This window comes from Kosakonia sp. YIM B13588, from assembly GCF_042788165.1.
GTDB classification, from domain to species: domain Bacteria; phylum Pseudomonadota; class Gammaproteobacteria; order Enterobacterales; family Enterobacteriaceae; genus Kosakonia; species Kosakonia sacchari.
Map to the genome: position 1 here is coordinate 1,161,679 of NZ_JBHZPO010000001.1, position 20,839 is coordinate 1,182,517.

Annotated in this window: 16 protein-coding genes; 7 read left to right on the forward strand and 9 right to left on the reverse strand. The window is 51.9% G+C overall.

Annotation, left to right across the window (positions count from 1 at the left end):
* Positions 1 to 9: 9 nt before the first annotated feature.
* From ACFX4U_RS05660 to ACFX4U_RS05680, 5 genes are all read right to left on the reverse strand, one after another.
* Positions 10 to 3,450 (reverse strand): glycosyltransferase family 2 protein, encoded by a 3,441-nt coding sequence (locus ACFX4U_RS05660; RefSeq protein WP_380218589.1) that lies wholly within the window; start codon positions 3,448 to 3,450, stop codon positions 10 to 12.
* A gap of 47 nt (positions 3,451 to 3,497) precedes the next feature.
* Entirely contained in the window at positions 3,498 to 7,145 is a 3,648-nt protein-coding gene (locus ACFX4U_RS05665; RefSeq protein ID WP_313509549.1) for a glycosyltransferase, read from the reverse strand.
* 184 nt (positions 7,146 to 7,329) lie between these two features.
* Positions 7,330 to 8,235, reverse strand: a complete 906-nt coding sequence (locus ACFX4U_RS05670; RefSeq protein ID WP_349350535.1) for a flagellin — start codon at positions 8,233 to 8,235, stop codon at positions 7,330 to 7,332.
* A 198-nt stretch (positions 8,236 to 8,433) separates the two neighbouring features.
* Positions 8,434 to 9,339: a flagellin gene (locus ACFX4U_RS05675; protein ID WP_349350534.1), complete on the reverse strand. Its 906-nt coding sequence runs from the start codon at positions 9,337 to 9,339 to the stop codon at positions 8,434 to 8,436.
* A gap of 183 nt (positions 9,340 to 9,522) precedes the next feature.
* Entirely contained in the window at positions 9,523 to 10,428 is a 906-nt protein-coding gene (locus tag ACFX4U_RS05680) for a flagellin (RefSeq protein WP_349350533.1), read from the reverse strand.
* A gap of 241 nt (positions 10,429 to 10,669) precedes the next feature.
* On the opposite strand from ACFX4U_RS05680, the gene fliD reads away from it, so the two are divergent.
* The 4 genes from fliD to amyA all read left to right on the forward strand — a co-directional run bounded on the left by fliD (position 10,670) and on the right by amyA (position 14,540).
* The gene (gene fliD, locus ACFX4U_RS05685) at positions 10,670 to 12,088 is read left to right on the forward strand and encodes a flagellar filament capping protein FliD (protein ID WP_305735686.1); all 1,419 of its coding nucleotides are present in this window, start codon (positions 10,670 to 10,672) and stop codon (positions 12,086 to 12,088) included.
* Positions 12,089 to 12,111: 23 nt separating this feature from the next.
* Entirely contained in the window at positions 12,112 to 12,522 is a 411-nt protein-coding gene (gene fliS, locus ACFX4U_RS05690; RefSeq protein ID WP_017458358.1) for a flagellar export chaperone FliS, read from the forward strand.
* Positions 12,522 to 12,881, forward strand: a complete 360-nt coding sequence (gene fliT / locus ACFX4U_RS05695; RefSeq protein WP_131413623.1) for a flagella biosynthesis regulatory protein FliT — start codon at positions 12,522 to 12,524, stop codon at positions 12,879 to 12,881. Before fliS ends, fliT begins: the two co-directional genes overlap by 1 nt.
* A 171-nt stretch (positions 12,882 to 13,052) precedes the next feature.
* The gene (gene amyA / locus ACFX4U_RS05700) at positions 13,053 to 14,540 is read left to right on the forward strand and encodes an alpha-amylase (protein ID WP_313510652.1); all 1,488 of its coding nucleotides are present in this window, start codon (positions 13,053 to 13,055) and stop codon (positions 14,538 to 14,540) included.
* Between the two features lie 36 nt (positions 14,541 to 14,576).
* Here the strand turns inward: amyA and yedD are convergent, their stop codons facing one another.
* On the reverse strand, positions 14,577 to 14,987 hold the full coding sequence (gene yedD / locus ACFX4U_RS05705; RefSeq protein ID WP_313510649.1) for a lipoprotein YedD: 411 nt from the start codon (positions 14,985 to 14,987) through the stop codon (positions 14,577 to 14,579).
* A 192-nt stretch (positions 14,988 to 15,179) separates the two neighbouring features.
* Here yedD and yedE point away from each other — a divergent pair, with 192 nt between their 5' ends.
* The 3 genes from yedE (at position 15,180) to ACFX4U_RS05720 (ending at position 17,546) form a co-directional block, all read left to right on the forward strand.
* Positions 15,180 to 16,388 (forward strand): selenium metabolism membrane protein YedE/FdhT, encoded by a 1,209-nt coding sequence (gene yedE / locus ACFX4U_RS05710; protein WP_313510646.1) that lies wholly within the window; start codon positions 15,180 to 15,182, stop codon positions 16,386 to 16,388.
* On the forward strand, positions 16,385 to 16,615 hold the full coding sequence (gene yedF, locus ACFX4U_RS05715; protein ID WP_017458363.1) for a sulfurtransferase-like selenium metabolism protein YedF: 231 nt from the start codon (positions 16,385 to 16,387) through the stop codon (positions 16,613 to 16,615). The genes yedE and yedF overlap by 4 nt, the downstream gene beginning before the upstream one ends.
* 88 nt (positions 16,616 to 16,703) lie before the next feature.
* The gene (locus ACFX4U_RS05720; protein WP_313510641.1) at positions 16,704 to 17,546 is read left to right on the forward strand and encodes a WcbI family polysaccharide biosynthesis putative acetyltransferase; all 843 of its coding nucleotides are present in this window, start codon (positions 16,704 to 16,706) and stop codon (positions 17,544 to 17,546) included.
* 152 nt (positions 17,547 to 17,698) lie between these two features.
* Here ACFX4U_RS05720 and ACFX4U_RS05725 read toward each other — a convergent pair whose 3' ends face one another.
* The 3 genes from ACFX4U_RS05725 to ACFX4U_RS05735 all read right to left on the reverse strand — a co-directional run bounded on the left by ACFX4U_RS05725 (position 17,699) and on the right by ACFX4U_RS05735 (position 20,680).
* Positions 17,699 to 18,595, reverse strand: a complete 897-nt coding sequence (locus ACFX4U_RS05725; RefSeq protein ID WP_313510639.1) for a diguanylate cyclase — start codon at positions 18,593 to 18,595, stop codon at positions 17,699 to 17,701.
* A gap of 185 nt (positions 18,596 to 18,780) precedes the next feature.
* Positions 18,781 to 19,173, reverse strand: a complete 393-nt coding sequence (locus ACFX4U_RS05730) for a VOC family protein (protein ID WP_313510637.1) — start codon at positions 19,171 to 19,173, stop codon at positions 18,781 to 18,783.
* A gap of 46 nt (positions 19,174 to 19,219) precedes the next feature.
* Positions 19,220 to 20,680, reverse strand: coding sequence for a glycosyltransferase family 2 protein (locus ACFX4U_RS05735; protein WP_349350532.1), 1,461 nt, complete (start codon positions 20,678 to 20,680; stop codon positions 19,220 to 19,222).
* Positions 20,681 to 20,839 lie beyond the last annotated feature (159 nt).

Sequence of the window (20,839 nt, forward strand, 5' to 3'; positions counted from 1 at the left end):
AAATGCGCATTACTTCAGCATGGCGAGCAGCGCTTGTTGGCGCGGTTCATCAAAAAGATAGCGATCTTTTAGCAGAGCGTTGATTTGCTCTTGATTCTCGCAGGCGGCGTTGCCTGTAGTCGCAAAATCGTCGATGGCCTGCGTCCACAGTGCCATTTTAGGTTTCAGTTTCGTCACGAAGTCATATTCGCTGAAGCGAGGGAAATCGCTGCAAATAACGGTGATATTTCGTGCGGCATACTGCAACAGGGCATAACTATCAGCAAACCGATGCTCATGATTATTATCGCGGAACAAAATCACCGCATCCGGGCTCAGCGCATCCAGCGTCTCAACCGAGACAGGGTTAGCATGGTATCTGAAGGTGCCCTTCACCAGCGGGTACCAGCTGGCTGGGCACTCGCCAAAAATATACCAGTCAACAATGTGATGCGTTTTTTCGATCAACTGCCAGATGAAATCCTGCTCTTTGCCGGTGAGAGAAAAAACCGGGCATAACACGCGGCGTGGAGCATTCACCGCAACGGCTTTATCCTGTGAAAACCATGCCGGCGGGAGATAGTCAGGGATTCGCAGAACGTTTAGCCCTTTGCCGCATCCCCATTTTTCCAGCGCGGAATTTAATACCAGCCAGCGATCAAACGGCAGATGTTGGCTATTCTGGCGAGAAACCAGCGGCTCCGCATTTTCATCGAAAAGACACTGCACAACCTGCCCCGTCAGCGCGCGAAACTGCGTAACGGTGCTGATATCACTTTCACTAACATCGGCATCCAGAATGGTAATGGCGGGACGCGTTCTGAGTAACGCCGGTAGCGCAGGCAAGGCATCGTTGATAATGAGTGCGATCTCACCGGCGTCTTCCATCATGCGGAAATAGTGCGTTAAGCGTTTTGTATAAACGGTCTGCGAAGGCAATACCAGCAATACCACCGGCGTTTGCGCCGGGCTTACACATAAGCGGTGTTGTGTAACGCTGGCGTCCAGCGTAAAGAGTGGCGAACTCAACGATAAAGACTTGCTATACGCGGGATCGCCTGCAAATACCCCGCTGAAATCCTCCATCAACGCGGTCATTTGCGATAACAGGGATTGCTGGTACTCGCTCTGCATAAAGTGGTAATTGTCCGAGGCAATAATGCTATACGGCGTCCAGACTGAAACGTAGCCCATTTTTTGCACAGCAAGGCAAAACGCGGCTGAACTCACTTCAAGCGACGTGTATTTTTCATCCAACCCGCCGGCCTGCGTGAAACATTCTCTTTTGATAAGCAGACACAGGCTATTAAGCACAGAGTAGTTTTGTTCACACTGATAACGTGCCTGATAGCCGAAAGATTGCCAGTCTTCTCCGGCACCGACATTCGCGATGCCGTTATCCGCGCCAACAATCATCCCTGCGCTGATAAGCTTTTTATCAAAGCTAATGATCTTCGGCCCGCTACACGCCACTTCCGGGCGCACCATCGGATTGAGTAAGGTGTTTAACCAGCTTTTTAAGACGAAAACCGATCTTACGTCTAATAACAACAAAGACGCGCCCGCAGCGTGTGACGCCGCAATATTTATCGCCTGCACCTCACTGCAGTTATTCAGCTCAAGCACCTGAACCTTGCCGGGTAACAGTTTTTCAACTTCCCGCGCGGTCTGCAAAACAATCGGGTCGGTGGTGTTTATCACGGGAATAATAATGTCGTAATCATGCCAGTCGGTGTTATCCACCAGCGACGCGATACAGCGCGTCATTAAATTAGCATCATGATTATGGGTTAAGATAATACTCACCCGCCCCATATTATTCAGAGGATAATGGATCCGCCACGCGACACCATCGCAATACTCCACATGATCTACCGGTAAATTTCGCTGCGCAGCGAAAGAACCAACGATGCCACCCTCAATTTCAATGCTTGCGGGAGTGAGCATCTTCTCGTCAACAATATTGACGATATCCGCATAATGACCAATAGCGGCGATATCATAACGGGCAATCAATTTTGTGATGAGATCGAATTCAAAAGCCGCCCCTGCGTTATTGTCCCAGCCACCGCATTCCAGCCATGCCGACGCGCGGAAGAAAACCCGTTGTAAATAACGGGACGGCGCACTAATGAAGAGATCGAAATTAAACTCTGGCTTGAAAAAATGCGTCACTGAATCGGCATGCTTAACGGCTTCGTCAGCATAAATAGCCTGCACACCGGAGCGCTCTTGCAGTGTCCGGGCTAAGCGATACACGCTGTTTTGCGTGTAGGTCACACCGGCAGGAACCACCTGTAACCAGTCGGCAGCAGCGCTCTGAACCAGGCTGGCAAAATTGTGCTGGTAATGCTGAAAATCGACAACCGAGAGGGTGTTATCCGTTGTGTCGTGATGAACACCATCCTGCACAAGAAGGATTCGGGCATTCGGCAAATTGCCTAATTGTCCACGTAAAGAATCCACGGTGATATTAACAGCGGCGCTGTCGCCGTGCGGATTGAGAATAACGAACAGCAACGCCAGTGAAGAGCGCGTATCAATGCGTTTTTCCGTCACGCTATTTTCAAGCCAACCCTGAAACGTATTGCGGTAATGTTCTTGTGCTTTTTCTTGCGCTTTCCGTTGTGTTTTTTCGATGAAGTCCCTGAATTGCACCAGCGATCTTTCGCGTCTCAACAATAATTGCTCGCGCGACTTATACAGGTTTTCGCGTGCGTGTTCGATAGCTTCCGGAGTATTAAACAGCGTATACCCTGCATTGCCGTTTTCACGTATCGTTTTTTCACTTAATGCATAGCTTTCGTAACCTGGCGCGATTAACCCAACGACCGGACAACCACATAAGTTAGCCAGCAGACAGGTACCGGAAGATTCATAGGTATATAACACGCGTCCGCGCTTGAGAACTTTTGCCAGTTCTTCGAGCGGCAGCGGGTTTTGCATACTCAGTACCGTCAGATTTTTCGGCAATTTGTCATATTCAATAACGCTGGCGGGTAAGCGGTTAATATAGAGTAAATCCAGATCCTTATGCGGATTATCATCCTGGAACAGATCGAGATCGTAATTCTCAATATTTAACAGCGCCGGTTGATACTCTTTTTCGGCGAACTCCACGCGATACCAGAAAAACAGATCGTCAGGCGAAAAATCGAGGCGATTGCCATTCATCACCCCTTCTCTGTTGAGCATATAGCGCGCCACTACCGGCGCACGTAGCGGGTTGCCACTCGTTACTTCCGGGTACACCGCAATCCACGGCTCGCCTGACTTCTGTAATTGCGCGTAATCGTCTTCCGTAAGACGCGGCGTATTCCATTTTGGGTTAACCGTCCCGCCCACAATCCACGCTTTGCCGCCCGAGTTGTTTATGGTCTGGCAAAAAAAATGCAGCACTTGTATCCCGGCAGACGCCTCCGAGTAATCGGGCGCCACAATCAGATAGGGGTACTGAGCGAGGTTATTCATCGATATTCCTTGAACGTTTGCCAGGCCCGCCGGCCTGGCAGAGAAATTTATGCTTTCGGTAACCAGCCCTGCTGCCAGTCATCCAGACCTGCGCCGCGCAAATACCAGTTATTCAGCACCGCTTCACGCAGCGCATCGCCCTGGCGATGACGTAAATCGGCATCGTTGATATAGGCCTGAACCGCGTTCATCCAGTCTTTGAAGCGGTTTTCCACCAGCGTAACCGGCAGATCGCAACGGTAAGGCACAATATCGGTGGCGATGATCGGCACACCGCAGGTGCCGATCTCCAGCAGACGCAGGTTGCTCTTACATTCGTTGAACTGATTAATTTCCAGCGGCACTAACGCCAGGTCGAGATTGAGGCTGGCCAGCTTTTCCGGGTACATTTCAAACGGCACGCCGGGGTGGAATTCACAGCGGACATTGCGCGGCTTCATGCCCATAAAGACCCATTCAACCTTCCCTTCCAGCTCTTTAATCAGCGGCAACAAGATCTCCAGATCACCGGCATGAGAACTGCCGCCAGCCCAGCCAACACGCACTTTTTTGCCCGTGCCTCGCTCGCTCAACAGATGTTCCCATTGGTTCGGCGCAAGGCGATTTTGCGCAATGCGGATATCGCTATGGAAACGGCTGTAGGCGTCCGCCAGCGGCGCGGTGGAGACCACCAGCCAGTCAGCGCTGTCGACGACTTTGCGAAAATTCTTCACCATTTGCTGCGGGAAGTGCTGACGGGAACCATTTTTGATCGGCACATTAAGCAGGTAGTCATCATATTCGAGCACGATTTTGGCATTACTGGTGCTGCGTAACTGCTGAATAATCTGCGGGAAACGGCTGCCGGTAATCAGCTCCAGCAAAATCACATCCGGCTGCTGCGCAGCCGCTTCCATCACGCCAGGAATGGTGTTGGTCAGCCCGCCTTCAATCATCAAATGACGTTCCAGCGCTTTAAAGGGTTGCATCACCCGGTGGTGTCCGCCGCCGACCCAGTTAACATGGTGCGCCAGCACCACCGGCAGCGGGCGTCCCGGCAACGGCTGATGCAAGCGCGCCAGGCTCGCGCTGAGCGTGAACGCCTGCCCCGCTTTTTGCATTAACGGATGGTATGACGGTTCTGCGAGCAGGCCTTGCCGCCATTCATTACGCAGAGTGGCAAAATCCGTCAGTAACGGGCGCTCCTGCACATGGAACTTATCGCCCAGTAAGCGGGTGGCACCCCCCATATGTTTCACGCGGGCGTACGGTGTCCAGACATTGAGATAGCCTTGCTGCTGCGCACGTAAACCGAGATCGACATCGGCTAAATAGAGCGGATAGGTTTCCTGGTTAAAACCGTTGAGGGCAAAAAAGACCTCTTTGCGCACCATCATGCAGGAAGCGCTTACCGCCGCCAGGTTACGCGGCGTTTTCAGATAGTGCTGGAAGCCGTTGCTTTCGCCATCGGCACCGTCAAACGCCACCTCCACACCATGCTGCACACCAAGTAAAAAACCGCCGTGTTGAATACGGCCATCCTGATACTCCAGACGCGCACCAACCAGCCCCACTTCCGGGCGTAACGTCTGCTCCAGCAAGGCATCAAGCCAGCCGCCATCAATAATTTCACAATCATTATTGAGGAACACCAGCACCTCACCGCGCGCCTGTTGCGCCGCAGCGTTGTTGATTTCAGCAAAGTTAAACGGCGCGTCGTAGCGCAAAATACGCACCTGATCGATGCCCAGGGCCGCCAGATCATTGAGAAAACGGCAGGCATCCTCTTCTACCGACTGGTTATCAACAATTAACAGCTCATAGTGTTGATAACGCGTTTTCTCCATCAAACTTTCAATACAGCGTTTGAGCAGCGCAACGCGATCGCGGGTTGGAATAATGATCGACACCAGTGGCTTTGCGTCCCAGTGGTAGCGCAGACGTTTAATGTTCGCCGCTAATCCCTCTTCCAGCGAGGCCTGAATACCAAGTCGTTGCAGGTGCGCCAGTAAAATCTGTTCGCATTCGGCCACCACCGCCGGGTTTTCGCTCCAGCATGACGCCGCTTCCGGGCTTTCCACCAGCACTTCGGCAACGCGGCCCAGCGCAGGAGTACCCTGCCCTTCAACAAAGCGCCACAGCAAATCGATCATTGCCGCCTGCGGATAGTGGCTGTTCAGGCCACCGAGCTGACGGGCAATATCACGCGAAAAAAGCAGAACGCGCCCGACATACGGCACGCCGCGCAGCAGATCAATATTCACATCAGGACGCAGCGTCAGTAACGGTTCGCCATTTTCCGCGCGCGTCATTTCATCGCAGTAAAACAGCCAGGCATTTTGTTGCTGCATCCGTTGCTCGGCAAAGCGCAACAACGCATCGTCCCGCAGCGTAAAACCGGCGGGGATCAGCAGCAGCGCATCGGCATCTCGCGTACTTAGCAGCACATTTACTGCCGCAGGCCAGGCGTTATCATCGGCAATGACATCAATGCTGGCGGCAGCCAGCGACTGGCTTTCCACAGAGCGTCTGGTCTGCGCGCTGCGGTCGTTATCGCCAAGGATAATCACACCGATGCTGGCTTTGTCAGGGTTTGCGCCGGCGAAAGAGAGCAGCGCTTCGCGTCGCGCATCGCTAATCTGGCGATCCTCAAGCCAGCGGCTGAAGGAGTACTCGCTGGTCTGCTGCTGCGCCAGCACCGCTTTACTGTGAAAATTCAGCGTATAGCGTGATTTGTTATCCAACTGGCGGGATTTTTCCACCAACGGCAACGTAAAAATCGCCTCCAGCGCGGTATCCAGCGTCCATTTACTGACAAAAGTCGCACGCTGCGCCAGTGCCCACTCGCGCGCGCTGGCATAACCGCTTTGCAGCAGTTCCACCCATTCATTGGCGTCCGGGCAGTTGTGTAGCGTCACCGCGCAGAAATGATCGGCTTCATGACGCGCCAGGTTATCGGCATTCAGATAACCTTCAACGTAACCTTCGTTAACCAGGAACAGCGGGATCCCAAGCGTCAGCGCTTTCGCCACGCTTTCGTCATTACCGATGATCACGTCATACTGTTCCAGCCAGGCCGGTTCGAGGCGTTGTACCTGCTGGCTAAGATCGAACCACTCGATCTGGATGCCCGCCTCCCTCGCCTGCTGCTGAACTTCATACATTTCCGCCGACATTTTGCCCGCTATATAAAGAACGCGAGACAAGGTTTGCGCGTCGCGCGTGCGGGTAAATGCGCCAAAGCTGGCCGGTACTGACCACGGTAAATGTTTGAGCTGCGCGCTCTCCACACCGGTCTGTAGCAAGATGGCTGAAGTACGCGCGGAGAGATCCAGCGTCAGCGCGGCAAACTGGTTTTCCAGCGCCACGCCCCACGGCAAGTAGAGATCGTTGTAATCGCTGAAATGGCGGAAAATCATCGCGCCGTCGAGTTTCCCGGCTTCAATAGCATCAAGTAACTTTTCGCTAAAGAAACCGCGATAGATCCAGATGGCGTTGTAGTAGGTTTCCAGCGCCCCCTGCTTTTCGGTGATGACAGTAAAACGCCCTGTCGCGCTCAGGCGTGCTATTTCACTCGTTAATTTCTGCCCGGCGGTTGAGCTAATGACATCCACGCGCCAGCCTTTGGCCAGCAAGGCGTCTGCGATATCAATAAGTTCAGAGGCATGGGGGGTAAAAGCGTCAAATTGATCAACGCTGATTAGTATGCTTTGCATCTGTCATCCTCATATCACCGCGCAAGCCACCGGGGTGATAGCAAAAGGCGTTCCTGTCGTTATGCAATATTCTGGAGGACGAAAGAAAGATCGAGAGGCAAAAAAGCTAACAGAAAAGGCGCTATATCTGACGATTGCACATAAAAAAAGGCATCCGAAGATGCCTTTTTTAAGCGGTTGCGAATTAACGCAGCAGGGACAGCATGGTCTGCGGAACCTGGTTGGCCTGGGCCAGTACGGAAGAACCAGCCTGCTGCAGGATCTGCGCGCGGGACATGTTCGACACTTCAGTCGCGTAATCAGAATCCTGAATACGGCTGCGTGCGGAAGACAGGTTGTTCACGGTGTTGTTCAGGTTGGTGATGGTGGATTCGAAACGGTTCTGGGATGCACCCAGCAGGCTGCGCTGAGAGTCAACCGCTTTGATTGCCGCATCGATATCTGCCAGCGGGTTACCGTCGGTGGTGCCGCCGCTGTTCACTGTACCGCTCAGAACGTCGAAGCCTTCAGCAGCGGTAGTACGTGCGTTACCGTTGATGGTCTGGCCGGAAGTCTGGGAAGTCGCGCCAGACGCGTTGAACAGGTTGTAAGAGTCAGAAGAGGTCAGGCTGATGGAGATCTGCTCGCCGTCTTTCGCGCCAACCTGGAAGTTGTAGCTGCTGGTGCCGGAACCGGTGTTCAGCACTTTGATGCCGTTGAAGTCGGTCTGGGTGGTCACGCGGTTAACTTCTTCCATACGCTGGTTAACTTCAGCCTGGATGGAGTCGATGTCAGATGCAGAGTTAGAGCTGTTCTGCGCCTGAACGGTCAGGTCACGGATACGCTGCAAGTTGTTGTTGATTTCGCCCAGCGCGCCTTCAGCGGTCTGCGCCAGAGAGATACCGTCGTTCGCGTTACGTGCAGCAACGGTCAGGCCGTTGATGTTAGAAGTAAAACGGTTAGCAATTGCCTGGCCAGCCGCATCATCTTTTGCACTGTTGATACGCAGACCGGAAGAGAGACGCTCGATCGAGGTGCCCAGAGAAGACTGAGATTTAGTCAGGTTGTTCTGGGTCATCAGCGACAGGGTGTTAGTATTAATAACAGCCATGATAATTATCCTTCAGTGAGAAATTTATATTCCGGTATGGGCCAGCGGCTTCATCACCGTCATAATTGTTATCGACGACATCGCAGAACTCTTTAGTAGTTTTTCTATTTTTTGAGCAATTTTCGTCGAAAATATGCGCAAATCACAAAATAAAAAAGCGCCGACAAGCGGCGCTTTCTGCTACTACGTAATTTGCGATTAACGCAGCAGGGACAGCATGGTCTGCGGAACCTGGTTGGCCTGGGCCAGTACGGAAGAACCAGCCTGCTGCAGGATCTGCGCGCGGGACATGTTCGACACTTCAGTCGCGTAATCAGAATCCTGAATACGGCTGCGTGCGGAAGACAGGTTGTTCACGGTGTTGTTCAGGTTGGTGATGGTGGATTCGAAACGGTTCTGGGATGCACCCAGCAGGCTGCGCTGAGAGTCAACCGCTTTAATTGCCGCATCGATATCTGCCAGCGGGTTACCGTCGGTGGTGCCGCCGCTGTTCACTGTACCGCTCAGAACGTCGAAGCCTTCAGCAGCGGTAGTACGTGCGTTACCGTTGATGGTCTGGCCGGAAGTCTGGGAAGTAGCACCAGACGCGTTGAACAGGTTGTAAGAGTCAGAAGAGCTCAGGCTGATGGAGATCTGCTCGCCATCTTTCGCGCCAACCTGGAAGTTGTAGCTGCTGGAGCCGGAACCGGTGTTCAGCACTTTGATGCCGTTGAAGTCGGTCTGGGTGGTCACGCGGTTCACTTCTTCCATACGCTGGTTAACTTCAGCCTGGATGGAGTCGATGTCAGACGCGGAGTTGGAGCTGTTCTGCGCCTGAACGGTCAGGTCACGGATACGCTGCAAGTTGTTGTTGATTTCGCCCAGCGCACCTTCAGCGGTCTGCGCCAGAGAGATACCGTCGTTCGCGTTACGTGCAGCAACGGTCAGGCCGTTGATGTTAGAAGTAAAACGGTTAGCAATTGCCTGGCCTGCAGCGTCGTCTTTAGCGCTGTTGATACGCAGACCGGAAGAGAGGCGCTCGATCGAGGTACCCAGAGAAGACTGAGATTTAGTCAGGTTGTTCTGGGTCATCAGCGACAGGGTGTTAGTATTAATAACAGCCATGATTATTATCCTTCATTGAGTAATTTATATTCCGGTATGCGCCAGCGGCTTCATCACCGTCCTAATTGTTATCGACGGGGTTAACGAACTCTTTAGGGATTTTTTTATTTTTATTCGGCTTATTTTTCAAAGAAATAAAAAAGCGCCGACAAGCGGCGCTTTCTGATACTACGTAATTTGCGATTAACGCAGCAGGGACAGCATGGTCTGCGGAACCTGGTTGGCCTGAGCCAGTACGGAAGAACCAGCCTGCTGCAGGATCTGCGCGCGGGACATGTTCGACACTTCAGTCGCGTAATCAGAATCCTGAATACGGCTGCGTGCGGAAGACAGGTTGTTCACGGTGTTGTTCAGGTTGGTGATGGTGGATTCAAAACGGTTCTGGGACGCACCCAGCAGGCTGCGCTGAGTGTCAACCGCTTTGATTGCCGCATCGATATCTGCCAGCGGGTTACCGTCGGTGGTGCCGCCGCTGTTCACTGTACCGCTCAGAACGTCGAAGCCTTCAGCAGCGGTAGTACGTGCGTTACCGTTGATGGTCTGGCCGGAAGTCTGGGAAGTCGCGCCAGACGCGTTGAACAGGTTGTAAGAGTCAGAAGAGGTCAGGCTGATGGAGATCTGCTCGCCGTCTTTCGCGCCAACCTGGAAGTTGTAGCTGCTGGAGCCGGAACCGGTGTTCAGCACTTTGATGCCGTTGAAGTCGGTCTGGGTGGTCACGCGGTTAACTTCTTCCATACGCTGGTTAACTTCAGCCTGGATGGAGTCGATGTCAGACGCGGAGTTGGAGCTGTTCTGCGCCTGAACGGTCAGGTCACGGATACGCTGCAAGTTGTTGTTGATTTCGCTCAGCGCGCCTTCAGCGGTCTGCGCCAGAGAGATACCATCGTTCGCGTTACGTGCAGCAACGGTCAGGCCGTTGATGTTAGAAGTAAAGCGGTTAGCAATTGCCTGGCCTGCAGCGTCATCTTTAGCGCTGTTAATACGCAGACCAGAAGACAGGCGCTCAATAGAAGTACCCAGAGAAGACTGAGATTTAGTCAGGTTGTTCTGAGTCATCAGAGACAGGGTGTTAGTATTAATAACAGCCATGATGTAATTCCTTAAAAAAAGTTATCAGATTCAGGCATCTGCCTACGGTTTTCTCACCGTCACCCTGATTATCGACCGCCTCTGAGCAACCTTTAGAAAAAAAGATCATTTTTTTAAAGCCGCAAACTGCCCGCTATTCTTTATCTTTATTTCGCCATTGTTTTAAAAAAAACCCTCTAATCTTTTCGCAGTCGCTGCCGATAATCCCCACAGTGATTGTCTAAAACTGAAGGATAAAGAAATGGCAACTATTAGTTCTATCGGAGCAGGCACCAGCTTAAGTTCGTCGCTCAGTACGCTGTATAGCCAGCTGCAGACGGCCGAAGAGACAAGGCTGACGCCAATTACCACTCAGCAGACATCGTATAAAGCAAAACTCACTGCCTGGGGTATCGTTCAGACGTCGCTGACCAAACTGCAAACAGCGGCCAACGCGCTGAAAGACACCTCAAAAATTGCATCGGCCAAAGTTTCCAGCACCAACACGGCGTTTACCGCCTCCCTGGCGACCAGTGCAACGGCGGGATCATATTCTATTGAAGTGACGTCGCTGGCAGCAGCGCAGTCGCTGCTCAGCCCGAAAGCGGCAAGTAAAGATACGGATTTAGGTGATAGCAGCCTGAGCTCGCGTACCATTACGATCACCCAGCCGGGTCAAAAAGATCCACTGACCGTTACGCTGGCAAGTGATAAGACCAGCCTGGCGGATATCCGTGATGCGATCAATGCGAAAGCAGGAAGTGTGACCGCCAGTATCATTAAAGCCGATGACAGCAGCTACTATCTGGCGCTGACCTCGCGCGATAGCGGTACCACCAACCAGATGACGATCACCACTAATGATACCGAATTAGCCAAGTACGTTAGTTATGATTCAAGCAATGCCGGCAGCGCCAGCAATACCATGACGCAGCAGGTTGCCGCCGCTGACGCCAACCTGAAGATCAACGGCGTGGCGATCACGCGTAGCAGTAACACCATCACCGATGCGCCGGAAGGCGTAACGCTGACGCTGAATAAGACCAATATCGGCAGCCCGGAAACGCTGGCAGTTACTAAAGATAACGCGCCAATGACCGCGGCGGTGCAGGCGTTTGTTGATGCTTATAACTCACTGCAAACGACCATTGCCAACCAGACAAAATACACGAAAGTGGATCAGGGCAGTACGTCTCAGGATAACTCTAACGGCGATCTGCTGGGTGACGGTACGCTTCGTAACATTCAGACGCGTTTGCGCTCGCTGCTCTCCTCTTCGCAGAGCAACACCGGCAGCTATAACATTCTGTCGCAGCTGGGTATTACTCAGGATACGTCCGGTAAACTGACCGTCGACAGCACCAAGCTTGACAAAGCGCTGACGGAAAAATCAACTGACGTGATCTCTTTCCTGACCGGTGATGGCAAAACCACAGGTTTTGCGACGCAGGCCAGCAATCTGCTGGACGATTTCCTGGGTTCTGATGGCACTGTGCAGAATGCAACCGATGGCATTAACAAGACGCTGAAAAAGCTGTCTGATCAGTATGACCGGGTTAGCGATCAGATAACGGCAACCATGGCTCGTTATAAAGCGCAATTTACAAGTTTAAGTACGCTGGTGTCATCACTGGAGTCAACCGGTAACTATTTGACCCAGCAATTTAACAAGACCAATTAATAAAGTATTCGTTGAGGTTTGAAATGTATACGAAATCGGGAACTCAGGCTTATGCTCAGGTCGGCGTGGAAAGCGCCGTCCTGAGCGCCAGCCCGCATCAGCTTGTAGTACTGCTTTTTGATGGCGCGTTAAGCGCCATGAAAAGGGCTGCGATCCTGATTGAGCAGGGAGATATTCCCGGTAAAGGACAGGCGCTTTCAAAGGCTATAAATATCATTACCAACGGTTTGCGTGCCGGTCTCGACCATGAAGTCGGTGGCGAGATCGCCGCAAACCTGGACAGTCTTTATGACTATATGACACGACGTCTTTTACAGGCTAATCTCCACAATGACCTCTCCGCCATTGATGAAGTTTCAACGTTGCTCAACAACATTGCTGATGCCTGGAAAGAGATTGGCCCCAATAATCAAAACGCGCGGGACACTTACTAATGGAAGCAAATTTCGGGTTGCTCCACCACTATCAGCAGCTGTTGGTCACCAGCCGCACCATGCTTAACCTCGCGAAGGAAGGGCGTTGGGACGAACTCATTGAGCACGAGTTGAAATACATTACCGCTGTGGAGAAACTGACACAGTTCCAGGACATTAGTGAAGTCGCGCCTCAAATGCAGGCGCAAATTCGCCCGCTGCTACAGCAAATTCTGGAAAATGAAGTTTCACTCAAAGAACTGTTAAGCCAGCGAATGGACGAGCTGCGGACATTGGTTGGACAGACATCCCGACAACATAACCTGCATTCGACATATGGACGTCTCTCTGGAAACATTTTATTCCCCAATGAGATCTGATCTCATGCCCGGCGGGTGATGCAGGAACAGTCCATCACCCGCTACGGTTTTTGCCTTCCCCCTCTTCCCACTCTTATCTCCCAACAGATTACTCCGCCGATATGTGCGTAGCGGTTCGTCGTTTCTGAAATCTCAGCCATACTTCCAACGTCTCATTCTGGAGCATGGAAGATGAAAAACCCCACCCTGTTGCAAACGTTTCACTGGTACTCCCCTGATGGCGGCACACTCTGGCCGGAACTTCGCGCGCGCGCAGGTGCGCTGAATGACATGGGTATCAATATGGTCTGGCTTCCACCGGCGTACAAAGGTGCCGCAGGCGGCCAGTCGGTGGGTTATGACAGTTACGATTTATTCGATCTCGGTGAATTTGATCAGAAAGGCAGTGTCGCCACCAAATATGGGGATAAAGCACAACTGCTCGCCGCCATTGACGCCCTGCAGGCGAACGGTATCGCCGTGCTGCTGGATGTGGTGGTGAACCACAAAATGGGCGCCGATGAAAAAGAAGCGGTACGCGTGAACCGGGTCGATCAACAGGATCGTACACAAATTGACGGCGAGATTGTCGAATGCGAAGCCTGGACGCGCTTCACCTTCCCTGCCCGCGCCGGGCAATATTCGCGATTTATCTGGGATTACAAATGCTTTAGCGGTGTCGATCATATCAAAAATCCGGACGAATACGGTGTATTTAAAATCGTTAACGACTATACCGGTGATGGCTGGAACGACCAGGTTGACGACGAGCTGGGTAATTTCGACTACCTGATGGGGGCAAATATCGATTTTCGTAACCATGCGGTGACGGAAGAGATCAAATACTGGGCCCGCTGGGTTATGGAGCAAACCCACTGCGACGGTTTTCGTCTGGACGCGGTGAAACATATTCCGGCCTGGTTCTATAAAGAGTGGATCGAGCATGTGCAGGAAGTGGCACCTGGGCCGCTGTTTATCGTCGCGGAATACTGGTCCCATGAAGTGGAAAAATTGCAGCAGTATATCGGCCAGGTTGAGGGTAAAACGATGCTCTTTGACGCGCCGCTACATATGAAATTTCACGAAGCCTCGCAACAGGGGCGCAATTACGATATGCGCCAGATCTTCGACGGAACACTGATGGAAGCCGATCCGTTTCACGCCGTCACGCTGGTTGCCAACCACGATACGCAACCCCTGCAAGCCCTGGAAGCGCCGGTTGAAGCCTGGTTTAAACCGCTGGCCTATGCGTTGATCCTGCTGCGTGAAAATGGCGTGCCGTCAGTCTTTTACCCGGATCTGTTTGGCGCAAGCTACGACGACACCGGCGGCGATGGCGAAACCTACCACGTGGATATGCCAGTCATTGAGGATCTCGATCGGTTAATCCTCGCTCGCCAGCGTTTCGCCCATGGCGTGCAAACGCTGTGGTTTGATCATCCTAACTGCATTGCCTTTAGCCGCAGCGGCACCGAATGTGAGCCGGGTTGCGTGGTAGTGATGTCCAATGGCGACGAGGGAGAAAAGCCGCTGACGCTGGGGGAAAATTACGCCAATAAAGTATGGCGGGATTTTCTTGGCAACCGAGAGGAAACCATCACCACCGATGAATACGGTGAGGGAACATTCACCTGTCATGGTGGGAGCGTCAGCGTGTGGGTCATTGAGGATGCGATATAAAAAAGCGCCGGGCAACATGCACACCCGGCGTGTCATTTAGTGCGTAATATTCAGCCCGGCTTTTGTTAAAGCGTCCTGGCATTCAACCGTGGGTTTATCGACGCGTTGCAATGTCAGACCGTCAAACTCAAGCGTGTTGCCTTCACTCTCCAGGCGGTAAATGTCACGTTTTTGCGTCACGTTATACAGCTTGTCGCCATTACGCATCAGTTTGCCTGGCACGGCAATCACGCGCTGCCACTGGCGGCAATCAAGCGTATCCCCTTCTTTTGTCACGATAAGGCTGGCGATGGCTTCCGGGCTCACCAGGCTACTTTGCGGCCCGGATGACTGCCAGTAACCCGCCAGTCCTGCCGGTGCGGGCTGTTTCACCACCGCATCGTAATTATCCACCTGGACGCAGCCGCTTAGCAGCATTGCCGCGCCAATAATCACTCGCTTTTTCATTATTTATCCTGCTCGCGAAGAAAAAAATATTGTGGCATTAAAGCATTATCATCGCCACCCTTTCCCCCACCGCCAGCAAGTTTGATCTGTACCAGGTTTTTCGCCTTTTTTACGTTAGCTTGTCATCTCACCCGTGTATTATCCGGGTTCTTTTGCATTACCCGCTCCTTCTGAGTTCAGAGGCTCATTTCTATGTCATGGCAACAGTTCAAAGACCGCTTTTTGATTAAGTTCTGGTCTCCCGTCCCGGCGGTTATCGCTGCGGGCATCCTCTCCACTTACTATTTTGGTATCACCGGCACGTTCTGGGCGGTCACCGGCGAATTTACCCGCTGGGGCGGCCAGTTATTGCAACTGGCAGGCGTACATACTGAAGAGTGGGGCTACTTCAAATTGATCCACCTTGATGGCACGCCGCTCACCCGTATTGACGGCATGATGATCATTGGCATGTTCGGCGGGTGTTTCGCCGCCGCGCTGTGGGCGAACAACGTCAAACTGCGTTTACCACATAGCCGTATCCGCATCATGCAGGCGATTATCGGCGGGATGATTGCCGGTTTTGGCGCGCGTCTGGCGATGGGTTGTAACCTCGCCGCCTTCTTTACCGGTATTCCACAGTTCTCGTTACACGCATGGTTTTTTGCCATTGCCACCGCCATTGGCTCGTGGTTTGGCGCACGCTTCACGCTACTGCCGCTGTTTCGCATCCCGGTCAAAATGCAAAAAGTTTCAGCCGCCTCGCCGCTGACGCAAAAACCCGCGCAGGCAAAACGCCGTTTTCGCATCGGCATGCTGGTGCTCTTCGGCATGGTGGTCTGGGCGTTGCTGACGGCAATGAACCAGCCAAAATTAGGCCTGGCAATGCTGTTTGGTGTGGGTTTTGGTCTGCTTATCGAACGTGCGCAAATCTGTTTTACCTCGGCCTTCCGCGATATGTGGATCACCGGGCGCACGATGATGGCGAAAGCGATTATTTTCGGAATGGCGGCCAGCGCTATCGGCATCTTTAGTTATGTCCAGTTGGGCATGGAAGCCAAAATCATGTGGGCGGGTCCGAATGCGGTGATCGGCGGGTTGCTGTTCGGCTTTGGTATTGTACTGGCCGGCGGCTGTGAAACCGGCTGGATGTATCGCGCAGTAGAAGGCCAGGTGCATTACTGGTGGGTGGGGCTTGGTAACGTAATTGGCTCAACGATCCTTGCCTACTACTGGGATGATTTATCCCCTGCGCTGGCTACCAACTGGGACAAAATCAACCTGTTGAAAACCTTCGGTCCGCTGGGTGGACTGCTGGTCACTTATCTTTTGTTGCTGGCCGCTTTCTTGTTTGTCGTCGGCTGGGAAAAACGCTTCTTCCGCCGCGCCAACACGGCGACTACCGTTAAGGAGACCGCATGAACATTGTGCCCGATTACCGTCTTGATATGAGCGGCGAACCCTGCCCTTACCCGGCTGTTGCCACGCTTGAAGCGCTGCCGCAGTTAAAAAAAGGCGAGATTCTGGAAGTGGTAAGCGACTGCCCGCAATCCATTAACAATATCCCGCTGGATGCGCGTAATCACGGCTATACCGTGCTGGATATTCAGCAAGATGGGCCGACGATCCGCTATTTGATACAAAAATAAGGTTTTACCTGTACTCATCCCCCAGGCTAACGATAAAATTAGGCGCTGTAATTACAACGGAATGCATTAGCCTGGGGGCGTTTATAAAATGAAATTAGCATTAATTGGTAATTGCCAACTTGAAGTTCTGGGAAATTTGATAATGAACGTCAGCGGGCTGCATGAAGGAAAGTTCGACGGCATTTTTAATATGCCTATTTATAAACTTAACGAAAATAATGACTTCATTAACTTCTATCACGAATTAGAACAGTGTGATTTCATTTTTATGCAGCATCATGCAGAAAAATGGGGGCCGTTTTCAACCGCGGCCCTAAGCCAATTCTTCGATATCACCATGCTGCCGACCATGGAATCCCGCATTTCAACCCCGCAGCTCGGGTACTATAAAGATAAAATTCCTGATTTTATGGTCTACGTCGATTACCGCATGCTGCATCTTTATCTCACCAATGTGAGCATTCAAAATGTGGTGGAAGCGTACCATTCCGTGAGTTTTTCCACTGAAAAACAAACCAATATGCTCAAAGAAGATGCGTTGAAATACCGCACACTATTTCAACAAGGCAAGCTTTATTTCGATTATTCAGAAGAGTATTTCCGCACCCTTTCCGCTAACCCAGATTGCTACTCAACGGTAAGCCATCCGGATAACTATAATCTCAGTTTGTTATTACAGGTGATTTATCACAAATCGCTGGGTATTAACGAGAGTTTCGATCTGCAGGGCAATGACCTGCTGAAAAATTACCTTGCACCGAAAATTGGCTCTGGCGACAACTCGTATCATATGATGCGCCCGACAGGCCTTGCGCTAGCCGGTAAAATTAATTATGCCTTTTTTGACAGCCAAAACCGGCATGCGCTAAGACAAGCGCTGGTCAACTCCTCTTACTATATTGGCCTGGAAGACCGCTACCAGAACTTATAATTATCAGGTTATTTTCCTGCTATAAAAAAGCCCCTAAAGGGCTTTTTTATTATGATTAAAAATCAAATCAACTGTCGGTGACAACAGAAAAAAATTCCCCGTAGCAGCAATGAATGCAATATAAAACAAATCAAACCTGAGATAACGGAATATTAGTCGGTAATAAGGTGAATCTCACCGCCTTCATCCATAAACATACAGCGATTGCGCCCGGTCTGTTTTCCCCGGTACATCGCCGCATCGGCTCTTTTTGCGACGACGCCAATAGACTCGCCTGCCCATGCCTGAGTCACGCCGATGGTCACCGTAATGTTAAGCGCTTTATCGTCACAGTGAATGGTTGTCGCTGCAACCGATTCACACAGGCGCAGCGCGGCCTGACACGCCTCTCTGTCCGAAGGCGCATGTAAAATAATGATGAACTCCTCACCGCCGTAGCGGTAAGCGGTGTCGCCCCCACGGATCCGATCGCGCAGTTGCTGCGCAAGCTCACGTAAAACACCATCGCCAATCAAATGACCATATGTATCATTCACATTTTTAAAACGATCAATATCAAGCAGCAGCATATAAATATTCTGGTCTGATACTTCCTTCAATTGCTGTTCAAATCGTTCATCCAGCATTCTGCGGCCAGGTAACCCGGTTAATATATCAACGCCACCGCGCATTTTTAATAAATACGTTTTATAGGCGGTCACTGCTGCGGAAAACAACGCAAGCTGATATTTAAATTCTGAAAACTTATCCGTGTTTGTTTTTTTATCCCTAATCACCCACATCAGTTCACGGCCGCAGTTATGTATTTTTGTGTGTGTCGCATCAATTGCCTGCAGGCAGTTGGATTCCTCCTGATTCGTGGGTTGATGGCCATCCAGCCAGCGACCGAAATGGCACAGATGGTGCGAGTGTGCGTTTATGCTTTCCGACTTTTCAATATTACTATTAACTACGCAGGCGAACATATTGATTAACCAATCATAATGCGCGTCAACTGCCTTATTAAGATCAAAAAGAATATTATCAATTTGTTCCGTACTCCGATACATGATATTCCTCACCGCTGCGTTACAGGCGCTACAGTGTAAAAAACAAAATGTATATTTATGTCAATGTAATAAAGAGAGCGCAATAATCAGATATTTCGTCACAAGGAATATTTACAAAAGCGGGGTTCACCCGCTTACTTATTCCTGGACATTTTAAAGCACACTTATGATAAGACTCACCGCATTCAGTCTGTTACCCACGCTCTGTTTTGCAATACCACACGATAGCCGTCATTGTCCTGCCAGCTCTTGCCTGAAATATCCCAGTAAGGGTTAAACGAAACAACCTCTGTAAATCCGGCTTTGCGCATGGCTTCACCGCGTGCAGTCCATTCATCAGCGTCAGGGTAATAGAGCACCAGCAAATCCTCTGCCGTCGCGGCAGGTTTCACCGGATGGTGATGACACAGGGTGAATTCAATGTGCCAGGGCGCAGAGCGATGCCCCACCATCACGCCACTGAATCCATCGTGATCGATGAAATCTGCAATCTTGTTCAATTCAAGCGCGTCGCAATACATACGGCAGGTCAGTTCAAGGTCGGTTACGGGCCGGGCGATTCTCATATGAGCAAACATGCGCGATCTGTCCTTCGGGTAAGCGGTCTCTATGTTCATTGGCTAATTATTTATGGCGCCAGAAAGCGCACTCCTTGCCTATGCCTTCAGTTTTGAAAACGGTATGAATCTGAGGGCCCGTCACTATGCGATCACCAAAGCGTTTCGCCACAATGCCGAACGCCAGCATGTCGCCGACCGCTGCCGGTGCGTTCTCTGTCTTCCAGAAGCGGTGACACTCCAGCAGGTAATACAGCCGCACAATGCCATGAGCAAAAGCCATCACGTCTTCACGCAGGCCGCCAAGCAGCCCGGCGTTAAGCATCACGTCGTTGCGGTACTGGTCGATAAAGTCCTGATAGATGCGCTCGGGGTGATGCTGGCGCGCCCATGCATCAGCGTATGTCTTTGGCTCGGAGCCAACGTAAACCATACCCGGCACCATATCTGCCCATGGTTCCCGCAGCATTTCGACATCGGTACCATCGGTACACCACACGAAGTGAAACTCAGGATGATCGCGAAGGTGCTGCCAGATATGCAGCCAGCGCCTGAAATAAACGTTCATCGCTACTTCCGTCACATTGACCAGACTGGCACCGGGTGGTGCGCTGGTAAGCTGGTCTGCCAACACCACAGCTTCAGCGCCTTTGATAGATGCCGACCAGCGCGCGAGCATGCCAGGCTCGGCCGTCATATGCTCATTGCGCTGCGGGTCAGGCTGGCTGGTTAACAGCGTGGTGATCACCACATCATGCCGCTGGCGGTAATCTGCATAGCAGGTATAACCGGTGTCGCGCCGCTCGTTGTGAATCCGCACGTTGCGCTTCACCTGCTCTTCCCGATCCGGGCGCGGCACCGAACGTTCAACCTGCTCATGCTCGTCCAGCGAGTGAATGAGCTTTTCAGAGCCAACCACATCGGCGAACGCCCACGACGTCAAACCGGCATTGTGGATGCGCAGTGCCAGATCGCTATGCTCATACATGCCGCGACCGTAAATCGGGTCAAAGCCGCCGACGCGCTCAATGACGCTGCGGTGATAGTAGAGCATCACGCCGCGCTGGCCGGTGTAAGCCACATGCTTATCGTCGCGGTAAAGCAAGGCGATATCGTTCAGCTTGCGCGCACCCGCCAGATCGAGGAACTGATAAGCCAGATGAGGCTCGGGTGAATCGATATAAGGCAACCACCAGCCATCGGCAACCGGCCATGCGTCATCGTCCCACAGGAAAAGGTGTTCACATCCGACATCCATCAGCGCTGCCAGGCTGGCATTCTTCGATGCCACAATGCCAAGTGACTTATCGTGCCGGATTAACTTCACGCCATCGGGCACCGCTGCTGGAGGCTGTGAACCGTCATCAACGACAACCACCAGCGCGCCAGCAGGTAAATGCCGGAGATGATGCTCCAGTGCCTGGCTGAGTACGCCAGCACGATTATGCGTGGAAATGGCAATGCCTATCCGGCTGGTGGGCGAATTGCTGACAGGCGCATACTGGACACCATCAATAGTGACCTGCATAAGGCTTCCTTTTAGATGAGAGACTGACGCATGGTGAATTCGACCAGAAAAACCAGTTTTCCTCAGACTACAACTGAACTGGTGACCTGCTCCCCGTTGATTAATACACCGCGATGTTAGTAATGTCTTCATAAGCCACATGAGGACATCCCCATGAAG